The following is a 19,680-nucleotide window of genomic DNA, read 5'->3' on the forward strand; positions in this document are numbered from 1 at the left end:
CGAATATCTGTTCGAGTCGGGGCCTACCGAAGCACCGCCCTCGCCTCGAACGCCGGACGCTCCTTCCAGGGTGCCGGATCACGCACGAAGGTCCACACCCGGAATGCGCCGCGCGCGTCACCCCGGGAACCGCCGTCGGGCTTCGCCTATCGGATGCGGAATGGCCCGCTGACGCCCCGAGCGCGACAATCTGCGTCGTTCATGTCGCCCCGAGTTCCACCCCGGAGGACCCGTGCAGTATCTGGTGATCGCGTATGACGGCAAGGACAGTGGGGCGCTTGACCGCAGGATGCGGGTGCGGGAGGCGCATCTGGGGCTGGGGGACGAGATGGTCGCCGCCGGGCGCCACTTGTTCGGGACGGCGATTCTCGACGACGAGGGGCGCATGATCGGGTCGATGCTGGTGGTGGACTTCGCGTCGCGCGAGGAACTGGACGGGTGGCTGGCGACGGAGCCGTACGTCGTCGGTGACGTGTGGCGGGAGATCGACGTCAGGCCGTGCCGGGTCGGGCCGTCGTTTCAGGCCCTCGGCGCGGGAGGAGCCGCCTGATCTCAGGGCCGGGCGGTCAGCCGGGCGCGCAGTGCGTCGGTGTCCGGGAGGAACCACAGCTGTCGGCCCTGGTTGCTCTCCCGGACGAAGTCGCGCAGCGAGGTGCTCGCGGCGGTGTGATCCGTGATGTCGCCGATCACCGCGAGGCCGATGCGGTAGGCGGCGAATTTCTGCACGATGTCGCCGGCTGTGCGTGTGCGCAGTTCGAAGAAGTTCGGCGGCCAGCCGCTCGACCGGCAGCGCGACCCACGCGGCCTCGCGGTGGAAGGCGTCGCCGATCAGGTCGGTCGCGTCGCGTTCGCCCCGAATCGCGTCGCCGTCGGACGCGCACACCAGTACGGTCGTGCCGTCGATCACTTCGAGGGTGTCGCCCATGCCGTCGTCGCTCCGTTCGGTGCCGGTCGGCAGCACACGAGGTCGGTGCGGCCGTTCCGATGATCGGACGTGGCCCGGGCCGTGGCAACCGGTTTCCGCGCGCTCAGAAGGGCCGCCACGCGCGTCGCGTCGAGCCGGAGCGCAAGTCGGCGATGCGGCGCGTGAGTTCGTCGGTGGCCGCGGGGTTGTCGGCGGCGCTCTGGGCGAGCCAGGCCACCATCATCAGTTCGTGGATGTCGGCCAGGACCGGGTAGCCGTCCCAGGTCGTGACGTCGAAGCCGTAGGCGTCGGCGAACCGCCGGTACTCCGCGCGCGTGTGCCAGCCGAGGCGGTCGGCGCAGACCGCGGTCACGGTGAGGTCCCATTCGCGGGGGCCTTCCGCGACGTCGTCGAGGTCGATCAAGTGGGCCTGGCCGGCGGGGTCGGCGAGGGCGTTCCTGACGTGCGCGTCGCCGTGGAGCACACCGAACGCGAGTGCGAAGTCCAGGTCGTCGTACCGGTCTTGCAGCATGTACGCGCGATCGCGCAGGAAGTCGCGGTCGTCGGGGGCGAGTTCGTCGAGCCGGGGGAGCCACCGGAACACGCTGCCGAGGACGTCGGCGACGGGCAGGCCCAGGCTCGGCGGTGCCTCCAACGCGTGGAGGTGCCGCAGGAGTTCGCCGAGTTGGGCGGGGCTCGCGTAGCGGTCGGTCTCCGCCGCGCGGTGCCAGAAGGTGACCGCCGAACCGCGTACGACGATCGGCTGTTCGACGTCGGGAAGGAGGCGCGCGGCCGGGTAGGCGGTGTCCGCGAGCCACCGCGCCACGGCGGCCGTCCGGGCGACATCGCTCAACGGCGTGGTCGGCCGCGCCACCCGGACGATCACCGGATCCCCCAGCCGGAAAACGGCGTTCTCGCCGAGGCGGACCAACACGGCGCCGGCCGCCTTGAGTCCGACGGCGGCACACGCGACGTGCAGGACCTCCTCGGCCATCCGTGCGGTGAACGGTGCTCTCGTCGACTCCATTTCGTCGCGCATGCCGCGAAAGTACCCAGCGGGCACAGGCCGGACACCGCGTCGGCCACTCGGCGCGGCGGCGCGAACGTCCGGAAACGATTCACCGCGACGAGCCGCGGAAGCGGAACGAAAATCCGAGGAACCGACGATACGGAAGAACGCACAAGAACGCCCGGGCGGGCCGCGTCAGCCGGACAAGGCCGCGATCAGCGGCGCCATCTCCGCATCCGCCACCGCCGCGGCGGCCAGCGCCTCGGCGAGCCCCGTCGTGTACGTCGCCCGCGCCTCCGCGCAGCGCTCGCGCCCCGCGTCGGTGATGACCAGGTAGACGCCGCGCCGGTCGCCGTCGCAGTGGTCGCGGCGGGTGAGCGCGGCGCTCTCCAGGCGGGCGGCGAGGCGGCTCACCGAGCTCTGGTTGAGCCCGATGCGCGCGGCGAGGTCCTGCATGCGCAGCTCGCCGTCGGGCTGGGCGGTCAGGCGGCAGAGCGCGCGGTATTCGGACAGCCCCAGGTCGTGGCGGCGCTGCAGGAGACGCGAGACCTCGCTCTCGACATGGGTGTGGAGAACTGTCAGCCGCTCCCAACACTCAGGGTCCATGACCTGCGCCTTTCCGATTCGGCACCCTCGCGGGTTGACAGCATTCAACATGCACGCACAACATTTGTATGCACAAGCAATTGTTGCACGTACATGAACCGACGTACAGACGCCCGACGAGGAGCCATCGTGCCATCGCTGCTGACGCCCTACCAGGGACGCACGCTCGACCTTCGCAACCGCATCGTCATGGCCCCCATGACCCGGGGCCGCGCCGACGACGCCACCGGCGTGCCGAACCCCTTGGCGCCGACGTACTACCGGCAGCGGGCGGGCGCCGGCCTGATCGTCAGCGAGGGCGTCGCCATCAGCCCCATCGCCAAGGGCGGCCCGGGCGTCCCGGGTCTGCACACCGACGAGCAGCGCCGCGGCTGGCGGCCGGTCACCGACGCGGTGCACGACGCCGGCGGGACGATATACGCGCAGCTCTGGCACGTCGGCCGCATGAGCCACCCGGCGATCCTGCGCGGCGACACCCCGGTCGCGCCGTCCGCCGTGCGCATCGAGAACGACCGCATCTACACCGCCGACGGCATGCTCGACCACGTCCTGCCGCGCGCGCTGACGACCGACGAAGTACAGGAGACCGTACGGGACTTCGCGCGGGCCGCCGAGGCCGCCATCGCCGCCGGGTTCGACGGCGTGGAGATCCACGGCGCGAACGGCTACCTCATCCACCAGTTCCTCGCCGACAACACGAACCTGCGCGGCGACGCGTACGGCGGTTCGACGAACGGGCGGCTGCGCTTCGCCGTCGAGATCGTCGAGGCCGTGACCGCCGCGGTCGGCGCCGAACGCGTGGGGCTGCGGGTGTCGCCGGACAACACCGAGAACGAACTGGCGGAGACGGACCCGGCCGGGACGTACCGCGCGCTCGCGGCGGCCGTCGACCCTCTCGGCCTGTCCTACCTGCACGTCCTCCAGCGCGGCGGGTACGAAGCGGTCACCGACCTGCGGGCCGTCTGGTCGGGCACCCTGATCGCCAACCGGACCGGCAAGACGCCGAGCACGCCCGAGGCCGGTGCCCGGCTCCTCGCCGACGGCCACGCCGACCTGATCGCCCTCGGCCGGCTCTTCATCACCAACCCCGACCTCCCGGCCCGGATCGCCGCGGGCGTGGCGCTGGCCGAGCCCGCCCGGCAGAACGTCTACGGCGGAGGCGCCGAAGGCTACGTCGACTACCCGGCGGCGGACGCCGAACCGGTCTCGCCGCAGACGACGAACTGACCGCCGGGCAGCGCCTGGAGGCCGACCTAGAGGGCCAACTCGGCGCCGTCGACGTGCACATGCCTGCCGACCCACTCGCCGGCGCCGAACGCGGTCACGACCTCGGGGTCCGAGGTCCGGGCCACCGTACGCCTGCCGCCGGGCACCGCGACGACCGCGACCGCCAGCGGCGGGCCGTCGCCGCCGGGGGTCGCGGTGAAGCCGTCGACGGCGCCCAACCCCCGGTAGTCGCCCACCACTTCGCACGGGATGGCCGCCTCCGCGGTGCGCGACGACAGGTCCTCGCCGTGGAACGGCGTCGCGGGCGGTGTCGCCGACCACATGGCCCCGGCCTGCTTGGTGAGCATGCCCGAGACACACGTCACCAGGCCGGTCGCGTCCGGCTCACCCGCACGAAGCCGCTTCGCCATCGCCACGGTCGCGTGCAGCGCGTAGCTGTTCAACGGACCGCCCGCGAACGACATTCCGCCGGTCACGGTCAGGTCTTCGCGCTCCCCGAGGCCGAGTTCGGCGATCTGGACGCGCACCGCCGACGGAAAGCAGCTGTAGAGGTCGATGTACGTCGCGTCCGCCGCCGCGACCCCGGTGTACGCCGCGAGCCACGACCCGACCGCGGCGAACCCCGGCGACCGCTGCAACGGCGCACGGGCGACCAGCGGGACCATGTGGTTCGATTCGGCCGCCGCGCACGGGAACACCCAGCGGTCGCGCGGCACTCCGTACCGCTCGGCCGCCTCGGCGGAGCACAGGAGCAGCGCCGCGGCCTGGTCGACGCCCGCGCGCGAGCAGTGCGCGCGGGTGTAGGGCCGGGCCATCATCGGGTTCATCGCCGAGAACTCGGCGATCTCCCGGGCGGGCACGGGAGATCGGTGCCAGGCGTCCGGGTTGTCGACCGCCTCGTCCGCGAACCGCGACCACAACTCCGCGACCCGGGTGGCGTGTTCGTCGACGGACAACTCCTCGGCGTACCGCAGGGCGGTCTCCAGGACGGCGTATTGGCGTAGTGGCGACGCCAGTCCGCGTTCGATCTCCATCGGGTGCAGGATGTCGCCGATCGGGCTGAGCACCCGGTCGGGCGGCGTGGGCGGCAGCGGGTGTACGAGCGCGGGGCGTCCGCTGCCGCGCAACCTGCGTTCCCGGTAGGCGGCTTCCGCGCCGGCCACCATGATCACGTCGGCCTCGCCCGCGGCGATCAGTGTCTCCGCGTGGGTGAGCAACGTCTGTTGCAGCACCCCGATTTCGGCGACCATCGTGCGCGCTCCCGCGGCGCCGAAGCGCTGCGCGATGACCCGCCCGGGGTCACCCGCACCCCACAGACCGCGCGGCACGAACACCCGGTCGACGGCGCCGAGCATCTTCCCCGCGGCCGAGGCGCCCGCGTCCCGCCCCGCCGCCTCCGCCGCCCGCACCATCAGCGCGACCGCGTCCAGACCCCCGCCCGGCTCGTCGACGCGCTGCTGCACGGCGGCGACCCCGACGAGCACGGGTGTACGCGGATCCAACTGCATGGCGGACTCCCCTGGTTCCAGGTGCTCGAACGCATCAGCGACCAGAGATACCGGGACCGCTGCGCCGGTTCAAGCTCGGGAGCGGACGGGCGTTCGCACGGGGACGCGGGAAGCGCCGGGCCGGTCCCCGCGGGAGCGGAGCGAAACGGGCATTCCTACCGGAAGACGGCCCGGCCGCCGATGCGGGCCGCGGTCGTGCGCGCGATGGCGCGCGCACGCGGGCGGGACCGGGACGGGGGTCCGCGCGCGGCGGGGTCGGCCCGAATTCGCCCCTGACTCCTCCCTGAGACGTAGCACCCCCGGTCTCCTCCCTGAGGAGTAGCCGTGCGCTCGGAAACCCACCCGTGTAGGCCCGGAAATCGTCGACCTGCGACGGACGCCCGATGTCGGGCCACCCGCCTAGGCTCGGACGGGTCAGCGCCGCTCCCCCCAGGAACGGTCACCGGCAGAATCGAGAACCGCCATGCCCACCACGACCACCCCGCGCACCGCCGCCACTCCGCGTCCGACCACCGCCCTCGGCTCGCCTTCCGCCCACGGCCCGCTGCTCGCGATCATCGCCCGCCGCCGTCGGTACGCGAAGTCCGTCGCGACGTCGCGCGTGACGGCGGCCCTGCGGCGCGTGGCCTGAGGTCGCGGATCGGGGCGCCGGGCAGCACGCACCCGGGACGACATCGAATCGGCAGCCGAAAGAGTCTGAAACACGCCGAAACAGACAGACGACGGAACGCCCGGCCGTAGGGAACCGGGCGTTCCGTCGTGTGTGCCGCTTTCCGACGCCCCGCCGGGAGAGGCCGGCGGGTCACGCTCCTCGCCGCGACCGCGGAGCGGCCTCGGACGTCGCGGGCGGCGAGCCCGCCGCTCGCGGGCTCGCCGCCGCGTCACCGCCCGTCCGACGACTCCGTCAGCCCGTCCGCCGCCGCGCCCTCGGACAGGACCGCGGCCCGGATCGATTCGAGCGGCGTGCGATAGGCGTCGGCGCGCGGTGATCCCGCCGCGACCTCGGCGTTGATGTTGACGATCCGGAACGGCGGCCCGGGGTCGGCATACTGCGGCAGGAACTCGGCCCGGTCGACCGTCCAGGCACCGTCCGCGCCGCGCACGAAGCCGAAGCGCGCGATCGAGCTGTAGTTGCCGGCGAGTTTGTCCTGCCCCGGGAAGTTCGCCATCTGGTCGCCGAGGCCGTAGACCACCCACGTGCCGTTGACCTTCGCGTACGGCTGCGGCACGTGGTTGTGGGTGCCGAGGATCAGGTCGACGTCCTTGCGGCCGTTGTTCGTCGACGCGGTCAACTCCTGCGCCCAGGCGAGCTGATCGGCGTCGGGCGCGCGCTGCCACTCGCTGCCCCAGTGCATGCTCAGCACGACGACCTCGGCGCCGGCCGCGCGCGCCGCACGGGCGTCGGCGACGATGCGGGGCACGTCCACGACGTTCACGGCCCAGGGCTGCCCGTCGGGCAGCGGGATGCCGTTGGTCGCGTACGTCCACGACAGATGCGCGACCTTGACGCCGCGGACGTCGAGGATCGTCGGCGTCGCGGCCTCCTCGGCGTTGCGGGCGGAGCCGGCGTGCTTGAGGCCCACGGCGTCGAATTCGGCGAGGGTGCGCCGGATGCCGTCCGAGCCGTAGTCGAGCGTGTGGTTGGACGCGGTCGAGCAGCCGTCGTAGCCGGTGTCCGCGAGCGTGCGGGCGATCTGCGGCGGGCCCTGGAAGAGCGGGTACGCGGCGAACGGGCCGTCGGGGTCGCCGTAGACGGTCTCCATGTGGCACAGCGCCAGGTCGGCGCCCCGGACGACGGGAGTGACCCCGGCGAAGATCTCGTGGAAGTCGTAGCCGCCGTCGCCGGCGTCGGTCCGGGCCTGCTCCCAGATCGAGGGGTAGGCGAGCACGTCGCCGGTCGCGACGAGGCTGAAGCGCGAGACGTCCGCACCGGGGATCGGAGCCGCCCGGTCGGGAGGGGCGGGCTCGTCGCCGGTGTCCGGCGCGGACGAGCAGGCCGCGAGCAGCAGCGCGCACGTGAAGGCGATGACCGCGAGACGCCGCCCGGGTGATCCGAAAACGTCGGTGATGGCCACGGATGGTTCTCCCGATCTGCAGGGAACACGCCATATTTACGGCATATAAACCGATTTTCCCTGCACGATCGCACGCCGGGACGCCTCCGGCAGCGGACCGCCACAGCACACCGACGGGTAACCCCCACTCGGCGGAGCAGCGGGGCGACGGGGCGTTGAGACGGCGGGGCCGGCGGGCGTGGCGGGGGTGATGGGGACGGGGGCGGCCGGACCGGGGCGGGGCGGAGGGGTTCGAACGCTGGGCAGCGCGCCGCGGATGAGGCCTCGCGGCCGCGAGGCCGGAGGCGCCGAGGGGGCGGGTCCGGAGAGCGCGTCAGCGCGGCGCAGACGCTGCGTCGCGGCTGCTGGGCCGGCGGGAGCGGCGAGGGCGGAGGCGGCCCCGAGGCGGGGAGGGCTGGTCCGGAAAGTGCGTCAGCGCCGCGCAGCGCGGACGGCTGCGGGGCCGACAGGAGCGGCGAGGCCGGAGGCGGTCCCGGGGTGGGAAGGGATGGACCCGGAGAGTGCGTCGGCGCGGCGCAGACGGGACATCGCGGTTGGGCGGCGGGAACGGCGAGGCCGGGGGCGGGACGGGTTCGGTGTGGAGAGTGCGTCAGCGCGGCGTGGAGGCGGCGGGCCGGGTGTCGTGGCCGGGCCGTCCCCACTCCGCGCGGCGGGGGCGGGGAGGCGGGGAGGCCGAGAGCCGGAGCGAACGCGGCAGCGGGGCCAGGTGGCGTCGTCCCGGTGGCGTCGTCCCGGTGGCGTCGTCCCGATGGCAGGGTCGCGGTGGCAGGGTCGCGGTGGCAGGGTCGCGGTGTCGTGGTCGCCGTCGTTGCGCCTTGGCCGGTCTCGGCCCATCCGGTCCGGTCCCCTCCGGTCCGGCTCCCGTGGTGTCGTTCTCGGGTTCGCGGCCGGACCGTCCGCGTCGGACATGGGTGAAGGGCGGGGCCTGGGTGGCGCCCGCCCTTCGGGGGATTGCCCTGTCGTAGAACGCGTCCGGGGCCGCGGCTCCCCCGGGGGTCGGTCGGCGTCTCGGTCGGTGTCCTGCCCTGGTCTTCGTGTCCCGTCGCGTGCTTCGGTGGGTCTCAGGTTGGCTCGATTTCGTCGTGCCGGGTCGCTCAGTCCCGTATCCCGGCCGCGTCCAAATAGGCGCGGAGGACGAGCTGGGCGACCGCGCCGTGTGCGCCGATGGGTTCGGCGGCGGTGCAGTCGGCTTCGGCGGCGGCCGAGGCGATCAGGTCCGGGGCGAGGTCGGGGCCCAGGACGTACGGCGCGAGGGCCAGGCGTTCGGCGCCCATCGCGCGGAGGCGGTCGGCGGCCTGCGCGACGTCGCCCGGCACCTCCAGGTCGGCGGTGACGACCGGGAGCGCGAGGCGGGCGGCCAGCAGGACGCCGGTCATGTCGGCCGCCTGAAGCGCCTCGGGACCGCCCGTGGTGGCCAGCACGATGCCGTCCGCGGCCGTGACGACGGTGAACAGCCGTGCGCGGTCCGCCCGGGCGAGGCCGGCCTCGGACAGGCGCTCGTGCAGGGCCTCGGCGAGCAGCGGATGCGGCCCCAGGGGCTCCGTGACGACGAGCGGGCGCTCGGCCGCCTCGACGGTCGCGCGGACCCGGGCGGCGACCCCCTCGTGCGGGCCGATCAGCAGCGGCACGACGATCGGGGGCGGGGCCTCCACGTCCTCCTGGACTGCTTCCTGGACCGCGTCCTGGGCCTCCGCGGGCGAGGCCTCCGTCACGTCGTCGCCCTCGGCCGCGTCGTCTTCGTCCGGTGGCGGCGGCGCGGGCGAGACCCCCGGGCCGAGAACGAGCGAAAGGTCGGTCGCACCGTCGCCGAGGAGCGCCGGGCGGATGTCGAGTCCGGGACGGCCGGCCCTGGCCAGCAGCGCGACCTCGCGGACCACGTCGTCGAGTTCGGGGTTCGCCGGCCCCGGGACGGCGAGAACGAGCGGGGGTGCCCCCTCGGGGATCTCGGGTGCTTCTGGTCTGCGGTGCCTGCCACCGGCCCGGGCCGCGGGCACGCGAGTGGGTAGGCCCTGGTTGCGCGTGGGCAGAGGCGCTGCTGCGTCAGGCGAAGTGCTCATGCACGCGGATGCTATTGATTCGCTTGTACGACAGCACCTTTCGAGCGCAATCGTTATCCGGTCTTGCATCGCGAAACAGGGCAATAGCGACGCGATTTTCGGCACATTCAGCCACACCCCGCGGTGCCGCGGCCAAACAGCTGGTCGAAGGCGGCGTCGAACATGCTTCCGAGAAGTGGCTCTGACGAAGCATCAGGTGACGGTCGGGCCGACGGAGGAGCGGAGGCGCGACACCGACCGGGCGGGGGCGCCGACCGGGCCGCGGGAGCGGGCGCCGCCGTACCGAGGCTCGGGCGGTGTGGGGCCCGCGCGGTCGGAGCACGCCCGGCACGGTCCGTCCGCCCGCGCCCACCTCGCGCCCGTGCGCGTCACGCCCCCGGTTCGGCCGCCGTCACCAGCGTCATCGCCGCGGCCGTCTCGAACAGTTCGCGGACGGTCCCCGGGAAATCCCCCATCAGCCGCATCGCGACGACGCGCGCGTCGGTCGACGTACCGAGGTGCCCGTCCACCAGCTCCCGCAAGTGGCTCTCGTAGCGCAGCTCGGCCGATCCAGCAGCGACAAATTCGGCCAGGTTGCCGTACGTGTTGAACGCCTGCGCGGCCGGGGTCACCGCAGTGAACAAGTGCTCCGGGGGCATCGCGGCGCCCCGGCGGGCCGGGGTGGCGAAAACCCACTGGCCGCCGACCCATTCGCGCGGTACCGACACCTCGCGCATCGTGGGCCACCGGCCCGCGCCGACCGGGCCGTCGGTGTCCTGGTCGGCCTCCGCCGGGAGCCCCCGCTCCGGACACCCGGGGCCGGCCGCGAGATGCGCCCACGCCGTCCCGGACAGCGGTACGCGCGCGTCGAGCCGGGCTATCTGCTCCCAGTCCACCCAGGGGCACTCGATCAGCGGCCACAGCCGTGTCGGGTAGTGGCGGCGCAACCGCTTCACCAGGGTGCGTGTGCCGCTCTTCGCCGCGATCTCCGCGGCCAGGCGCTCCTGCCCGTCGTCGGCGGCGAACAGCGCGCCCAGGAACGTGCGGTCCTTCGGCGCCACGGACATCTCGTCGACCAGCCGCGCCGCCTCGCGCATGCCGTGCCGCCGCCAGATACCGGCCACGGCGACCAACAGCAGCGAGCGGTAGCGCGGCAGCCGCAAGGGGGTGACGGCGTCCGGTCGGCACAGTCCCATGAGCGCTTCGTGGCCGCCTTCCTCCCACGCGCGCAGGCACTCCCCCACCGAGGCCGTCGTCTGCTCGCGGCGCAGCAGCGCGGCACGGACCAGCAGCGGGTCGCCGGACCACAGCGCGGGCAGCCGAAGCGCGCGGGCGTTGGTGGAGCGCACCCGCTCGATGACGGACGGGTGCAGTGGCACGCGATCGGCGGCGGCCATGATGCGCGCGCGGACCGCCACGGACGTGTGGACGTTGAGGTACAGCGCGGCGTTGACCTCGCTGTCGTCCAACGCGGCCAACGCGGCGGCGAGTCCGGGGCGGCTCCAGCGGGCCTTGGCCAGCAGGAGGCGCTGACGCGGCGTCGCGGTCGCGGCGATCCAGGCGAGTGTCTCCGGGCCGAGCGGCGCGCCGAAGCGGGCGAGATCGACGACCGTGCCGCGGTGCAGGCGGGGGACGAGCGCGGCGAGCGTTTCGGCGTCCAGCAGCATGAGCAACTGGCGCATGTCGCGCCGCAGTTCGCGGGGCACCGCGGGAACGGACGCCGTCGGCGACGCGGCGGTCTCGTCGTTGTCCTCCGCGGCGCGGCCGGATTCCTCGACCAGCTCGGCCAGCAGGCCCGGGTACGACGCGAGACGGCGCTGAAGGCGGGTCCACGCGGCGGGGTCGGCCCCGAGGCGCGTGCGGATCGTGGCGGCGAGACCGCGCGTACCGTCCAGGTACGCCCACGCCTGGCGCGGCGCCACGCGGCGCAGGGTGCGCAGGACGTCGACCGCCGGGCCCGCCCCTTCGACGAGGCAGGCGACCTGGACGCCGCTGAGGCGCTTGGCGCGGTGCGGCGGTGTGGGACGGGGCGTCCGGACCGCGTCGCGGGCGCGGGCGCGCCGCGTGGCCGTGTCCCCCAGCCGACGCACCTGCTCGGGCAGCTCGGCCCCGAGCCGGTCCGCCACCGCGGCGTCCTCCGCGTCGAGTTCGTCGAGCAGCGCGATGTATGCCGTGACGTCCACCAGAGCCTCCCCACACGTACGCCGGACCGTTCGCCACAACAACGTGCCTGATCGGCGAACCGGGATGACGAGAAGGCTAGAACGCCGCCCCGACAGCGGGCGTGGCGATCGTCCGGGACGGGACGGGCGGCGGGCGGCCACGGGACGGGCTGGGCGGGGGGCTTGGCGGAGCGCACAGTGGCCGCGCACGCGGCGGACGGGCGAGCAGGCTGTGCACGACCGGGCGGCAAACCGGCGCGCAGGCAGGCTGAGGGACAGGCTCCGGCGAACGCGCCTGCGCGCAGCGCAGAGCGGGGACGCGGGGACGCGGACCATGCGAGCGCCGAGCGGACGCCCAGGGCGGGCGGGCACGCGGGCTCTGCACGACCGGGCGATGAGCAGGCGCGCAGGCAGGCGGCGGGACGGACTCGGGCGGACGCGCGCGAGCAGCGCAGAGCGGGAGCGCGGACCATGCGAGCGGCGAGCGGACGCGCAGGCGGCGGGCGGGCAGGCGGGCTCTGCACGACCGGGCGATGAGCGGGCACGCAGGCAGGCTGCGGCGAACGCGCCTGCGCGCAGCGCAGAGCGGGCACGCGGGAGCGTGGAACTCGCGAGGCGCGAGAGGCGGGCGGGCTTGCGGGTAGCGCAGAGTGGGCTCGCAAGGGTGTGGATCTCGCGCGCGGTACGCGGTGCGCGGGCATGTGTGGTGGGCGGGTACGTGGCGGCGCGGGGGATGCTCCCGGGACCGGGATCCCGGCCGCCGCTCGGACGCCAACGTGCCCTTGCCGCGGCGTAGTCGCCCAGCACAGCCCACGTCCCGGCCGCCCCGCACGACGGCGTTCCCGCGCACTTCGCCGGTGGTGCGGGCATGTCGCGGCGTGATGTGTCTTGTCTTCTTTCGCCGGTCGAAATAGTCATGGGCGCACGGCGGTTCGTCGGTGGAGTTCGGTGTGTCGGCGGTGGAGGGAGTCACTGTGGTGGATGGCCTCCGGCGCGCGGTCGTGGTCGGGACGTCCGCGGTCGCGCGGGCGGTCGTGGCGGCGTTGCGCGCAGACGGTGCCACGGTGACGACCGCGGCGTCCGGTGCGGAATTCGCGGGGCTGGCGGTCGCGTTGCGCGCGGGCGGCGCCGACGGGCCGCAGCCCGGCGCCGACGTGGTGGTCCACGCGCCCCACACCCCCGGTTCCGCCGTGCCGCGCGCCCTGGTGGACCTGACGCCCGACGCGTGGGACCGGCTCGCGGAGGAACCGGTGCGCGACGGCCTCACGGCGTTGCAGGCCGCGTACCCGCTCCTGGCCCCCGCGCGCGGCCGGTTCGTCCTCGTCGTGCCGAGCGTCGCGATCGAGGGCGGCGCGGGCGTGGTCGCGTCGGCGACCGCGTCCGAGGCCCTGCGCGCGCTCGCCAAGTCCGCCGCGCGGCGCTGGGCGCCCGACGGCGTGGGGGTGCACCTCGTCGCGGCGTCGGTGTTCGCGTCGGCGCCGGAGGCCGAGGCGCTGCGCGGTACCGACGTCGACCGGAGCGAGGCCGTACTCGGCGCGGACGCGATGACTCCGGAGGCGGTCGCCGAGGTCGTCCTGCTGGTCTGCGGTCCCGGCGGCCGGCATCTGACCGGCGGGACGCTCGTCCTCGACGGAGGGGCGCTGATGCTGCCGTGACGGATTCGGCTGCGGTGACGTCGCGTCAGGAAGACGCGGTGGACGGGCTGTTGGCGGGTCGGACCGCGGTGGTCACGGGAGCCGCCGCGGGGGTCGGCCGCGGGATCGCGGTGGCGCTCGCGGCGGCCGGGGCCTCGGTGGTGGTGACCGCGCGGCGCGGGGAGGCCGCCCGCGAGGTGGTCGACGCGATCACCGCCGCAGGCGGTACGGCCGCCGCCGAGGTGTGCGATGTGACGTCGGCGCCGGCGGTCGACGCCGCGTTGGGCGCGGCGGTACGGCGGTTCGGCCGGCTCGACGCCGTGGTGCACAACGCGACGAGCCGCAGGTCGAGCGAGCCCGTGGATCTCGAACGCGCGCCCGTGGCCCTGTGGGACGAGCACGCGGCGGTCGCCTCGGTCGCGTCGTACACGATCGCCCGCGCGGCGCACGGCCATCTGCGGGACACGGCGGGCTCGTACGTGCTGCTGACGTCGCCGGCCGGTGTGCAGGGCAGCGCGAACCTGGCGTTCTACGCCGCCGCCAAGGGCGCCCAGCGGGGCTTCGTGAAGTCGCTGGCCCGCGAGTGGGGTCCGGACGGGATCCGGGTCAACGCGCTCGCGCCGCTCGCGGTGACCCCCGCGCTCGACAACGCGATGCGGCTGGACCCGGGCCTGGAGGACCGCGTCACGGCGTTGATCCCGATGGGACGGATCGGCGACCCGGTGGCGGACATCGGGCCGTGCGCGGTCTTCCTCTGTGGTTCCGCGTCGCGATACGTGACGGGTCAGACACTCATCGTCAGTGGCGGTCGTATGACCGCACTGTGAGCCCGGACACAGTTCGGCGGTCGGCCACGCGACCTTCCATTCCCGACAACTCGGGCAATTTTCCCGAGGGTTGTGCTGGGGAAGGTAAAATTAACCGGCATTTGTGATCCTGCGGTGGAGGTTCGCGTCTCTTTCCGTACAGGATGCTTAGCGTCCCGTCATGGTCGTACGGGACACAGGGGCAGGCCCGGCCGGGGCGGGCCTGCCCCGCTTCGCCCTGCCCGCATTCCCTGACGACCGCGGCGGGGCATACGGCGAAAGGACGTCCGACCACCGGGGTTTCCCGAACCGGGTCGGCCGCGGAACATGTTCCGCCTCACGAACGGGCGGCGCCCGCCTCGCGGTTCACCGGGTGCTCGTGGCGCACCCCGCGCAGGTCCGCGACCAGCCGCTGCATCTGGGCGGCGAGCGCGGTCAGTTCGTCCGCGGTCCAGTGCTTCAACTGCTCGGCCAGCAAGGCGTCGTTGGCCGCCGCGAACCGCGCGTGTGCGGTGCGGCCGGCGTCGGTGGCCTCCACGAGCGACACCCGCCCGTCCTCCGCGTCGCCGACGCGCACGATGAAGCCGACCTCCTCCAGGATCCGGATCTGCCGGCTCAGGGCCGCGGGCTGGATGTCGGCCAAACCCGCGAGCTCGGTCGGGCGGATGGGGCCGTGCTTGATCACCCGGTACAGGATCCCGATCGCGACGAGGTTCAACGGCACGCCCGAGCGGGCGGCGTGCACGGCATCCAACTGCCTGCTGTTGACGAACCGCTTGAGCGCGTTGATGGCCTCGTTGATCGCGCGGCGGCTATCGGCATCGGTGGTCATGTCGGGCAGCCTAGGGCTCCGCCCGCGGACGAGCGGCGAAGTCTCACGGGTTCACCCGGTTTGCCCCGCGCGGACGGCCCGGTCGGGCCGACGGACGGACGAATCCGCGGGTGCCTTCCAGGCTCGGCGCACGCAACTCCCGGAATGCCACGAGGGGTTGGGCGCGCGGCAGAGCACTGGCCGCCGACGGACGAGGCTACGCCTGCGCCTGCGCCCGATGCTCGCTTCCCACGTCGGTGATGACCAAGTCGGCATCGCACCAGCCGTCGTCGCGGTGGTCGCCGGGAGGGCCGGGGGTCACGGGGCGAGCGCCGAGGCGAACTGGAGGGTGAGCGCGGCACAGTGAACGCGGCACAGTGAACACAGCGCGGTGAACGCGGCGCGGTGAACACAGCGCGGTGAACACAGCGCGGTGAACACAGCGCGGTGAACACAGCGCGGTGAACACAGCGCGGTGAACGCGGCGCGGTCCCGGCGGGCGGCGGGACGACCCGCCGACCCCCGGTTGCGCTCCCCCTCACCGAGCACCCGGGAGACGAGCCCCGCACACTCCGAGCACATGGCAAGCCCACTTCACCACCCCCGATCGCGCTCACCCCTGCGGCCGACGCGCGGTCGTGGCGCCGGCGTCGGCCGCATGTGGCGGGAACACCCCCGGGATCAGCCCGTCTTCGGCAGCGGGAACGACCGTGCGTTGGGTGCCTCGAAGGCGTCGCCGACCGTCACGACGCCGCTCGGCTTGGTCTTGTCGATCTTCAGCATGTACGTCGCGTACGACGGCGGCTTGGCCGGCGACGAGAAGTCGAGCGGCGAGCCGTACCCCAGGTCGACCTGGCTGTTCGTGCGGTGCGCCTTCACGATGCCGGCGGGTGTGAGGTCCTTCATCTCGCAGGCCTTCTTGATCGCCTCGGTGACGATCGCCGCGCTGGTGTAGCCCGCCAGCACGCCGAGGTCGGGGGCCTCGCCCGGGAACTTGGCCTGGAAGTCCGCCGACATCTGCTGGAGCATCGGCAGGTCGCTCTGCGGCGACGGCACGGCGCTGACGATTTCGAGGCGCGCCTCCATCGCCGGTCCGGCCGCGGTGCCCAGCATGCTCTGGTGGAAGCCGACCGTGTGGGTCAGCACCGGCACCTTGAAGTCCGTCGTCTCGCTGACCCCCATGATCGGGCCGAGCTGCGTCGGGCTCGCGCCCACGAGGATCGCCTTGACGCCCGCCGACTTCAGCGCGGTCACCGCCGCGGTCATGTCGCGGTCGGTGGGCTTGACCTTCTGGTCGACGACCTCGATCCCGGCGGCCTGCGCGGCGTACTTCGCCCCCGCCGAGCTGTTCTCGCCGAACTCGTCCTCGGTGAAGATGTGGCCGATCTTGTCGCCGGGCTTCAGGCCGAGCGTCTCGACGAGGTGGTGCACCCCGTTGACCATCTGGATGTCGTACGTGCTCGACGTCACCTGGATCGCCTGCCGGCCCAGCAGGTTCGACGCCCACGCCTGCGGTGTCGTCAGCAGCCCGGCCTTCTCGATCTCCGGGGCGAGCTGGTTGACGATCGCCGACCCGATGAGCTGCGAGAACGCGACGACCTTGCCGGACAGTTCGTTGTATGCGGTGGTCGCCTTCTGCACGTCGTAGCCGTGGTCCTTGACGTCCACGACCACGGTCCGGCCGCAGACGCCGCCCTGCTCGTTGAGCTTGTCGAAGTAGAGCTTCTGGCCGTTGGTCGTGCTCTTGCCCAGGATTCCGTACGGGCCGGTCAGGTCCGTCAGCCCGCCGATGTGGATCTCCTTGTCGGTGACCCCCTGGCCGGTCACGACGCCGTCGGAGCCCGCACCGGATGTGGACGGCTTGTCGTCGTCGTTCTTGGTGCTGCAGGCCGTGATGCTCAGCGCCAGTGCGGCGACGATCGCGGCGGCGGCTCTGCTGCCCGTGCGTGTCTTCACGAAACGGCTCCTTGAGGCGGCGTGGTACCGGATGGCGAACTGGGACGCTGCTTGGTGGAACGGGCGGAACGAAGTGCCAGGGACCAGCGCCGGGTGATGCCGGCCAGACCCCCCGGGGCGAAGACCAGGACGAGGATGATCACCGCGCCGTACAGGTAGCGGGCCGCCTCGGTGGGTCCGATCCCGTCGCCCCCCGCCTCGACGACGAGCGGCAGCGAGGCCGCGTAATGGGTGAACAACTGCGGCAGCACGGTCACGAACACCGCGCCCGCGACGGCGCCGCCCACGGACCCGAGGCCGCCGATGACGATCATCGCGAGGTAGTCGATCGACATCTGGAGCCCGAACGAGCCGGGCACGAGGGTGCCGTACACGAGGGCGAGCAGCACCCCGGCGAGCCCGGCGTACATCGACGAGACCACGAACGCCATCGAGCGGAACCGCGCCACCGGAACGCCCATGACACCCGCGGCGATCTCGCTGTCCCGGACCGCGCCGAGCGCCCGGCCCGGTCGGCCGCGCAGCAGGTTGCGGGCCACGACGATGCCGCCGAGCACCAGCACCAGCCCGAGGTACCAGAGGCGTTCGTACCGGTCGAACTCGACGCCGAGGACCGCGAGGTCCGGGTCGTTGTCGGAGAAGGAGAACCCGAGGACCGACATCGGCTCGGCGGGACGCCCGTTGTGGCCGCCGGTGATGTTGTGCGCGTTGGTCATCACGTGCTCGCCGATGAACACGAGCGCGAGCGTCGCGATGCCGAGGTACATGCCGCGCAACCGCCCGGCGATCGGACTGAACAGCCCGCCGAACAACCCCGCGACCAGGACCGCGCCGACCATCGCGAGCAGCGGCGGCAGGCCGAAGCCGTCGGCCTCGTGCGTACCGATGAGACCGGACTCCCCGGACAGCACGATGTAGCTGTACGCGCCGACCGCGAGGAAGAACGCGTGGCCGAGCGAGAGTTGGCCCGCGGTGCCGGACAGGATGTTGAGGCCGATCGCGCCGAGCGCCGCCGCCATCGCGAACAGGCCGGTGATCAACCAGAATTCGGTGAGGTAGAACGGCAGCGCGGCGAGGACGAGCACGGCGGCGAGCGTCGCGAGCCGGTTCCACCGCAGGGTCGCGCGCAGCACGGCACGCGGCGAACGCCCGCCCGGATCGGCCGGCGCCGTGCGCTTCTTCGTCGCGGAGGTCACCACAGGGGTCTCAGACACGGCTCAGTTCCTTCGATCCGAGCAGGCCCGTCGGCCGCCACAGCAGGATGAGGATCATGACGATGTACGGCGCGATGCCCGAGACGCCGCCGCCGAGCACGTCGAGTTCGCTCTGGTAGCCGGCCGCCAGCGCCTCGGCCAGACCGATCATGAGCGCGCCGACCAGCGCACCCGGCGCGGAGTCCATGCCGCCCAACACCGCGGCGGGGAAGGCCTTGAGCGCGATCTGCCCGGTCGTCCGGTCCAGGCCCGATGTCGGCGCGGCGGTCAGGAACACCGCGGCGACCGCGGCCAGCGCGCCCGCGACGCACCACGCGACGAGTTGGACCCGCTTCATGCTGACGCCCATGAGGGCCGCCGCCTCGCGGTCCTCGGACGCGGCCCGCATCGACAGGCCCCACGCGGTGTAGCGGAACGCCGCGAAGAAGAAGCCGATCAGGATCGTCGCCACGACGATCGACGCGATGCGCGCCTCGGCGATGTAGGCGCTGCCGATCCGCACCGAGCCGTTGCCCCACGGGTCGCCCAGCGACAGCGTGTCCGAGCCGATCCGGCGCACGAGTTCGGTGGTCAGCAGGATGTCGATGCCGATGGTCAGGATCGTCAGCACATGCAGGTCGACCGTGCCCAGGCCCCGGATGAACAGCAGCTCCATGAGCCCGGCACCGGCGGCGGTGACCAGCACACCGACGAGGACCGCGCCGGCGAAGCCGAGGTCGTCGTGGAGTTCGGCGATGACATAGCCGCCGAGGAGGAGCAGCGAACCGTGCGCGAAGTTCATCACGCCCGAGGCCTTGAAGATCACCACGAAGCCCAGCGCGATGAGGGCGTACACCGATCCGAGAGCGAGCCCGTTGAGGGCTATCTCGGAGAACTTGGTCATTGCGGGTCCCCGTTCTCTCGCCGTGCGTCGTCCCGGACCGCGTTTCCGGCGTCCGTGTCGGCCTCGTCCTCGCCGGTGCCGAGATAGGCGCGGATCACCTCGGGGTTGTTCCGCACCTCCTCGGGCGGGCCGGAGACGACGCGGCGGCCGAAGTCGAGGACCGTCACCTCGTCGGCCAGGCGCATGACCATGCCCATGTCGTGCTCGACCAGGACGATCGAGATCCCGAGGCTGTCGCGCACCGCGGCGATGGCGTCCGCGGTACGCAGGCGCTCGGTGGTGTTCATACCGGCCACCGGCTCGTCCAGCAGCAGGACCTTCGGCTCCATGCACAGGGCGCGGGCCATCTCGACGCGCTTGCGGACGCCGTACGGCAGGAGCGTCACCGGTGCGTCGAAGACCGCGCCCAGGTCCAGGAACTCGGCGATCTCCCTAGCCCGTTCGCGGTGCCGACGCTGCTCGCGCGCGACCCCCGGCAGGTGCAGCGCGGTCGCCACGAAGCCCGACCGGGTCAGCACGTGCCGCCCGAGCATGAGGTTGTCGGCGACCGAGCCGTGCGTGAGCACGATGTTCTGGAACGTCCGGGCCAGCCCGAGCCGGGCGATCCGGTGCGGCGGCAGCCGGGTCAGCTCGTCGGCGCCCATGCGGACGGTGCCGCGGGTGGCCTTGTAGACGCCCGAAAGCACGTTGAAGCACGTCGACTTCCCGGCTCCGTTGGGGCCGATGACCGCGTGGATGCTGCCGGGTGCGACGGTGAAGCTGACCGCGTCGAGTGCGACAAGGCCCGCGAAACGCACCGTGACACCGCGGACGGCCAGCTCGGGAACGACGAATCCGTCGTCATCGAAC

17 protein-coding genes are annotated in these 19,680 nt (G+C 73.1%); 5 read left to right on the forward strand and 12 right to left on the reverse strand.

Annotation, left to right across the window (positions count from 1 at the left end; translation table 11 throughout):
• Positions 1-232: 232 nt before the first annotated feature.
• On the forward strand, positions 233-550 hold the full coding sequence (locus tag LO772_RS12370) for a YciI family protein (RefSeq protein WP_231778456.1): 318 nt from the start codon (positions 233-235) through the stop codon (positions 548-550).
• Between the two features lie 2 nt (positions 551-552).
• Here LO772_RS12370 and LO772_RS36280 read toward each other — a convergent pair whose 3' ends face one another.
• The 3 genes from LO772_RS36280 to LO772_RS12385 all read right to left on the reverse strand — a co-directional run bounded on the left by LO772_RS36280 (position 553) and on the right by LO772_RS12385 (position 2,519).
• The gene (locus LO772_RS36280; protein ID WP_443089398.1) at positions 553-726 is read right to left on the reverse strand and encodes a DUF4180 domain-containing protein; all 174 of its coding nucleotides are present in this window, start codon (positions 724-726) and stop codon (positions 553-555) included.
• Positions 727-1,028: 302 nt separating this feature from the next.
• Positions 1,029-1,943: a phosphotransferase enzyme family protein gene (locus tag LO772_RS12380; RefSeq protein WP_231778457.1), complete on the reverse strand. Its 915-nt coding sequence runs from the start codon at positions 1,941-1,943 to the stop codon at positions 1,029-1,031.
• Positions 1,944-2,108: 165 nt separating this feature from the next.
• Entirely contained in the window at positions 2,109-2,519 is a 411-nt protein-coding gene (locus LO772_RS12385) for a MarR family winged helix-turn-helix transcriptional regulator (RefSeq protein ID WP_231778458.1), read from the reverse strand.
• A 129-nt stretch (positions 2,520-2,648) separates the two neighbouring features.
• On the opposite strand from LO772_RS12385, the gene LO772_RS12390 reads away from it, so the two are divergent.
• Positions 2,649-3,746, forward strand: coding sequence for an alkene reductase (locus LO772_RS12390; protein WP_231778459.1), 1,098 nt, complete (start codon positions 2,649-2,651; stop codon positions 3,744-3,746).
• 26 nt (positions 3,747-3,772) lie between these two features.
• On the opposite strand, the gene LO772_RS12395 is transcribed toward LO772_RS12390, so the two are convergent.
• Entirely contained in the window at positions 3,773-5,254 is a 1,482-nt protein-coding gene (locus LO772_RS12395) for a hypothetical protein (protein WP_231778460.1), read from the reverse strand.
• Between the two features lie 463 nt (positions 5,255-5,717).
• Here LO772_RS12395 and LO772_RS12400 point away from each other — a divergent pair, with 463 nt between their 5' ends.
• The gene (locus LO772_RS12400) at positions 5,718-5,885 is read left to right on the forward strand and encodes a hypothetical protein (protein WP_231778461.1); all 168 of its coding nucleotides are present in this window, start codon (positions 5,718-5,720) and stop codon (positions 5,883-5,885) included.
• A 250-nt stretch (positions 5,886-6,135) separates the two neighbouring features.
• Here the strand turns inward: LO772_RS12400 and LO772_RS12405 are convergent, their stop codons facing one another.
• The 3 genes from LO772_RS12405 to LO772_RS12415 form a co-directional block, all read right to left on the reverse strand.
• Complete coding sequence (locus tag LO772_RS12405) at positions 6,136-7,329, reverse strand: CapA family protein (protein ID WP_331717327.1); 1,194 nt, start codon at positions 7,327-7,329, stop codon at positions 6,136-6,138.
• Between the two features lie 1,094 nt (positions 7,330-8,423).
• On the reverse strand, positions 8,424-9,386 hold the full coding sequence (locus tag LO772_RS12410; protein ID WP_231778462.1) for a sirohydrochlorin chelatase: 963 nt from the start codon (positions 9,384-9,386) through the stop codon (positions 8,424-8,426).
• 368 nt (positions 9,387-9,754) lie between these two features.
• Positions 9,755-11,548 carry a hypothetical protein gene (locus LO772_RS12415; RefSeq protein WP_231778463.1) on the reverse strand — a complete coding sequence of 598 codons (1,794 nt, stop codon included), beginning with the start codon at positions 11,546-11,548 and terminating at the stop codon, positions 9,755-9,757.
• A 953-nt stretch (positions 11,549-12,501) separates the two neighbouring features.
• Between LO772_RS12415 and LO772_RS12420 the strand changes: the two genes are divergently transcribed.
• Together LO772_RS12420 and LO772_RS12425 are read left to right on the forward strand one after the other, a co-directional pair.
• Positions 12,502-13,182, forward strand: coding sequence for an SDR family oxidoreductase (locus tag LO772_RS12420; protein ID WP_231778464.1), 681 nt, complete (start codon positions 12,502-12,504; stop codon positions 13,180-13,182).
• Complete coding sequence (locus LO772_RS12425; protein WP_231778465.1) at positions 13,179-13,988, forward strand: SDR family NAD(P)-dependent oxidoreductase; 810 nt, start codon at positions 13,179-13,181, stop codon at positions 13,986-13,988. The genes LO772_RS12420 and LO772_RS12425 overlap by 4 nt, the downstream gene beginning before the upstream one ends.
• 316 nt (positions 13,989-14,304) lie before the next feature.
• Here LO772_RS12425 and LO772_RS12430 read toward each other — a convergent pair whose 3' ends face one another.
• From LO772_RS12430 to LO772_RS12450, 5 genes are all read right to left on the reverse strand, one after another.
• Positions 14,305-14,799 carry a MarR family winged helix-turn-helix transcriptional regulator gene (locus LO772_RS12430; protein WP_231778466.1) on the reverse strand — a complete coding sequence of 165 codons (495 nt, stop codon included), beginning with the start codon at positions 14,797-14,799 and terminating at the stop codon, positions 14,305-14,307.
• A gap of 660 nt (positions 14,800-15,459) precedes the next feature.
• Complete coding sequence (locus LO772_RS12435) at positions 15,460-16,734, reverse strand: ABC transporter substrate-binding protein (RefSeq protein WP_231778467.1); 1,275 nt, start codon at positions 16,732-16,734, stop codon at positions 15,460-15,462.
• Entirely contained in the window at positions 16,731-17,948 is a 1,218-nt protein-coding gene (locus LO772_RS12440) for a branched-chain amino acid ABC transporter permease (RefSeq protein ID WP_443089399.1), read from the reverse strand. The genes LO772_RS12435 and LO772_RS12440 overlap by 4 nt, the downstream gene beginning before the upstream one ends.
• Positions 17,941-18,831 (reverse strand): branched-chain amino acid ABC transporter permease, encoded by an 891-nt coding sequence (locus LO772_RS12445; protein WP_231778468.1) that lies wholly within the window; start codon positions 18,829-18,831, stop codon positions 17,941-17,943. The genes LO772_RS12440 and LO772_RS12445 overlap by 8 nt, the downstream gene beginning before the upstream one ends.
• The gene (locus LO772_RS12450) at positions 18,828-19,649 is read right to left on the reverse strand and encodes an ABC transporter ATP-binding protein (RefSeq protein ID WP_231779520.1); all 822 of its coding nucleotides are present in this window, start codon (positions 19,647-19,649) and stop codon (positions 18,828-18,830) included. Before LO772_RS12450 ends, LO772_RS12445 begins: the two co-directional genes overlap by 4 nt.
• Between the last annotated feature and the right edge of the window lie 31 nt (positions 19,650-19,680).

The sequence above is a fragment of the Yinghuangia sp. ASG 101 genome (assembly GCF_021165735.1).
GTDB lineage: Bacteria > Actinomycetota > Actinomycetes > Streptomycetales > Streptomycetaceae > Yinghuangia.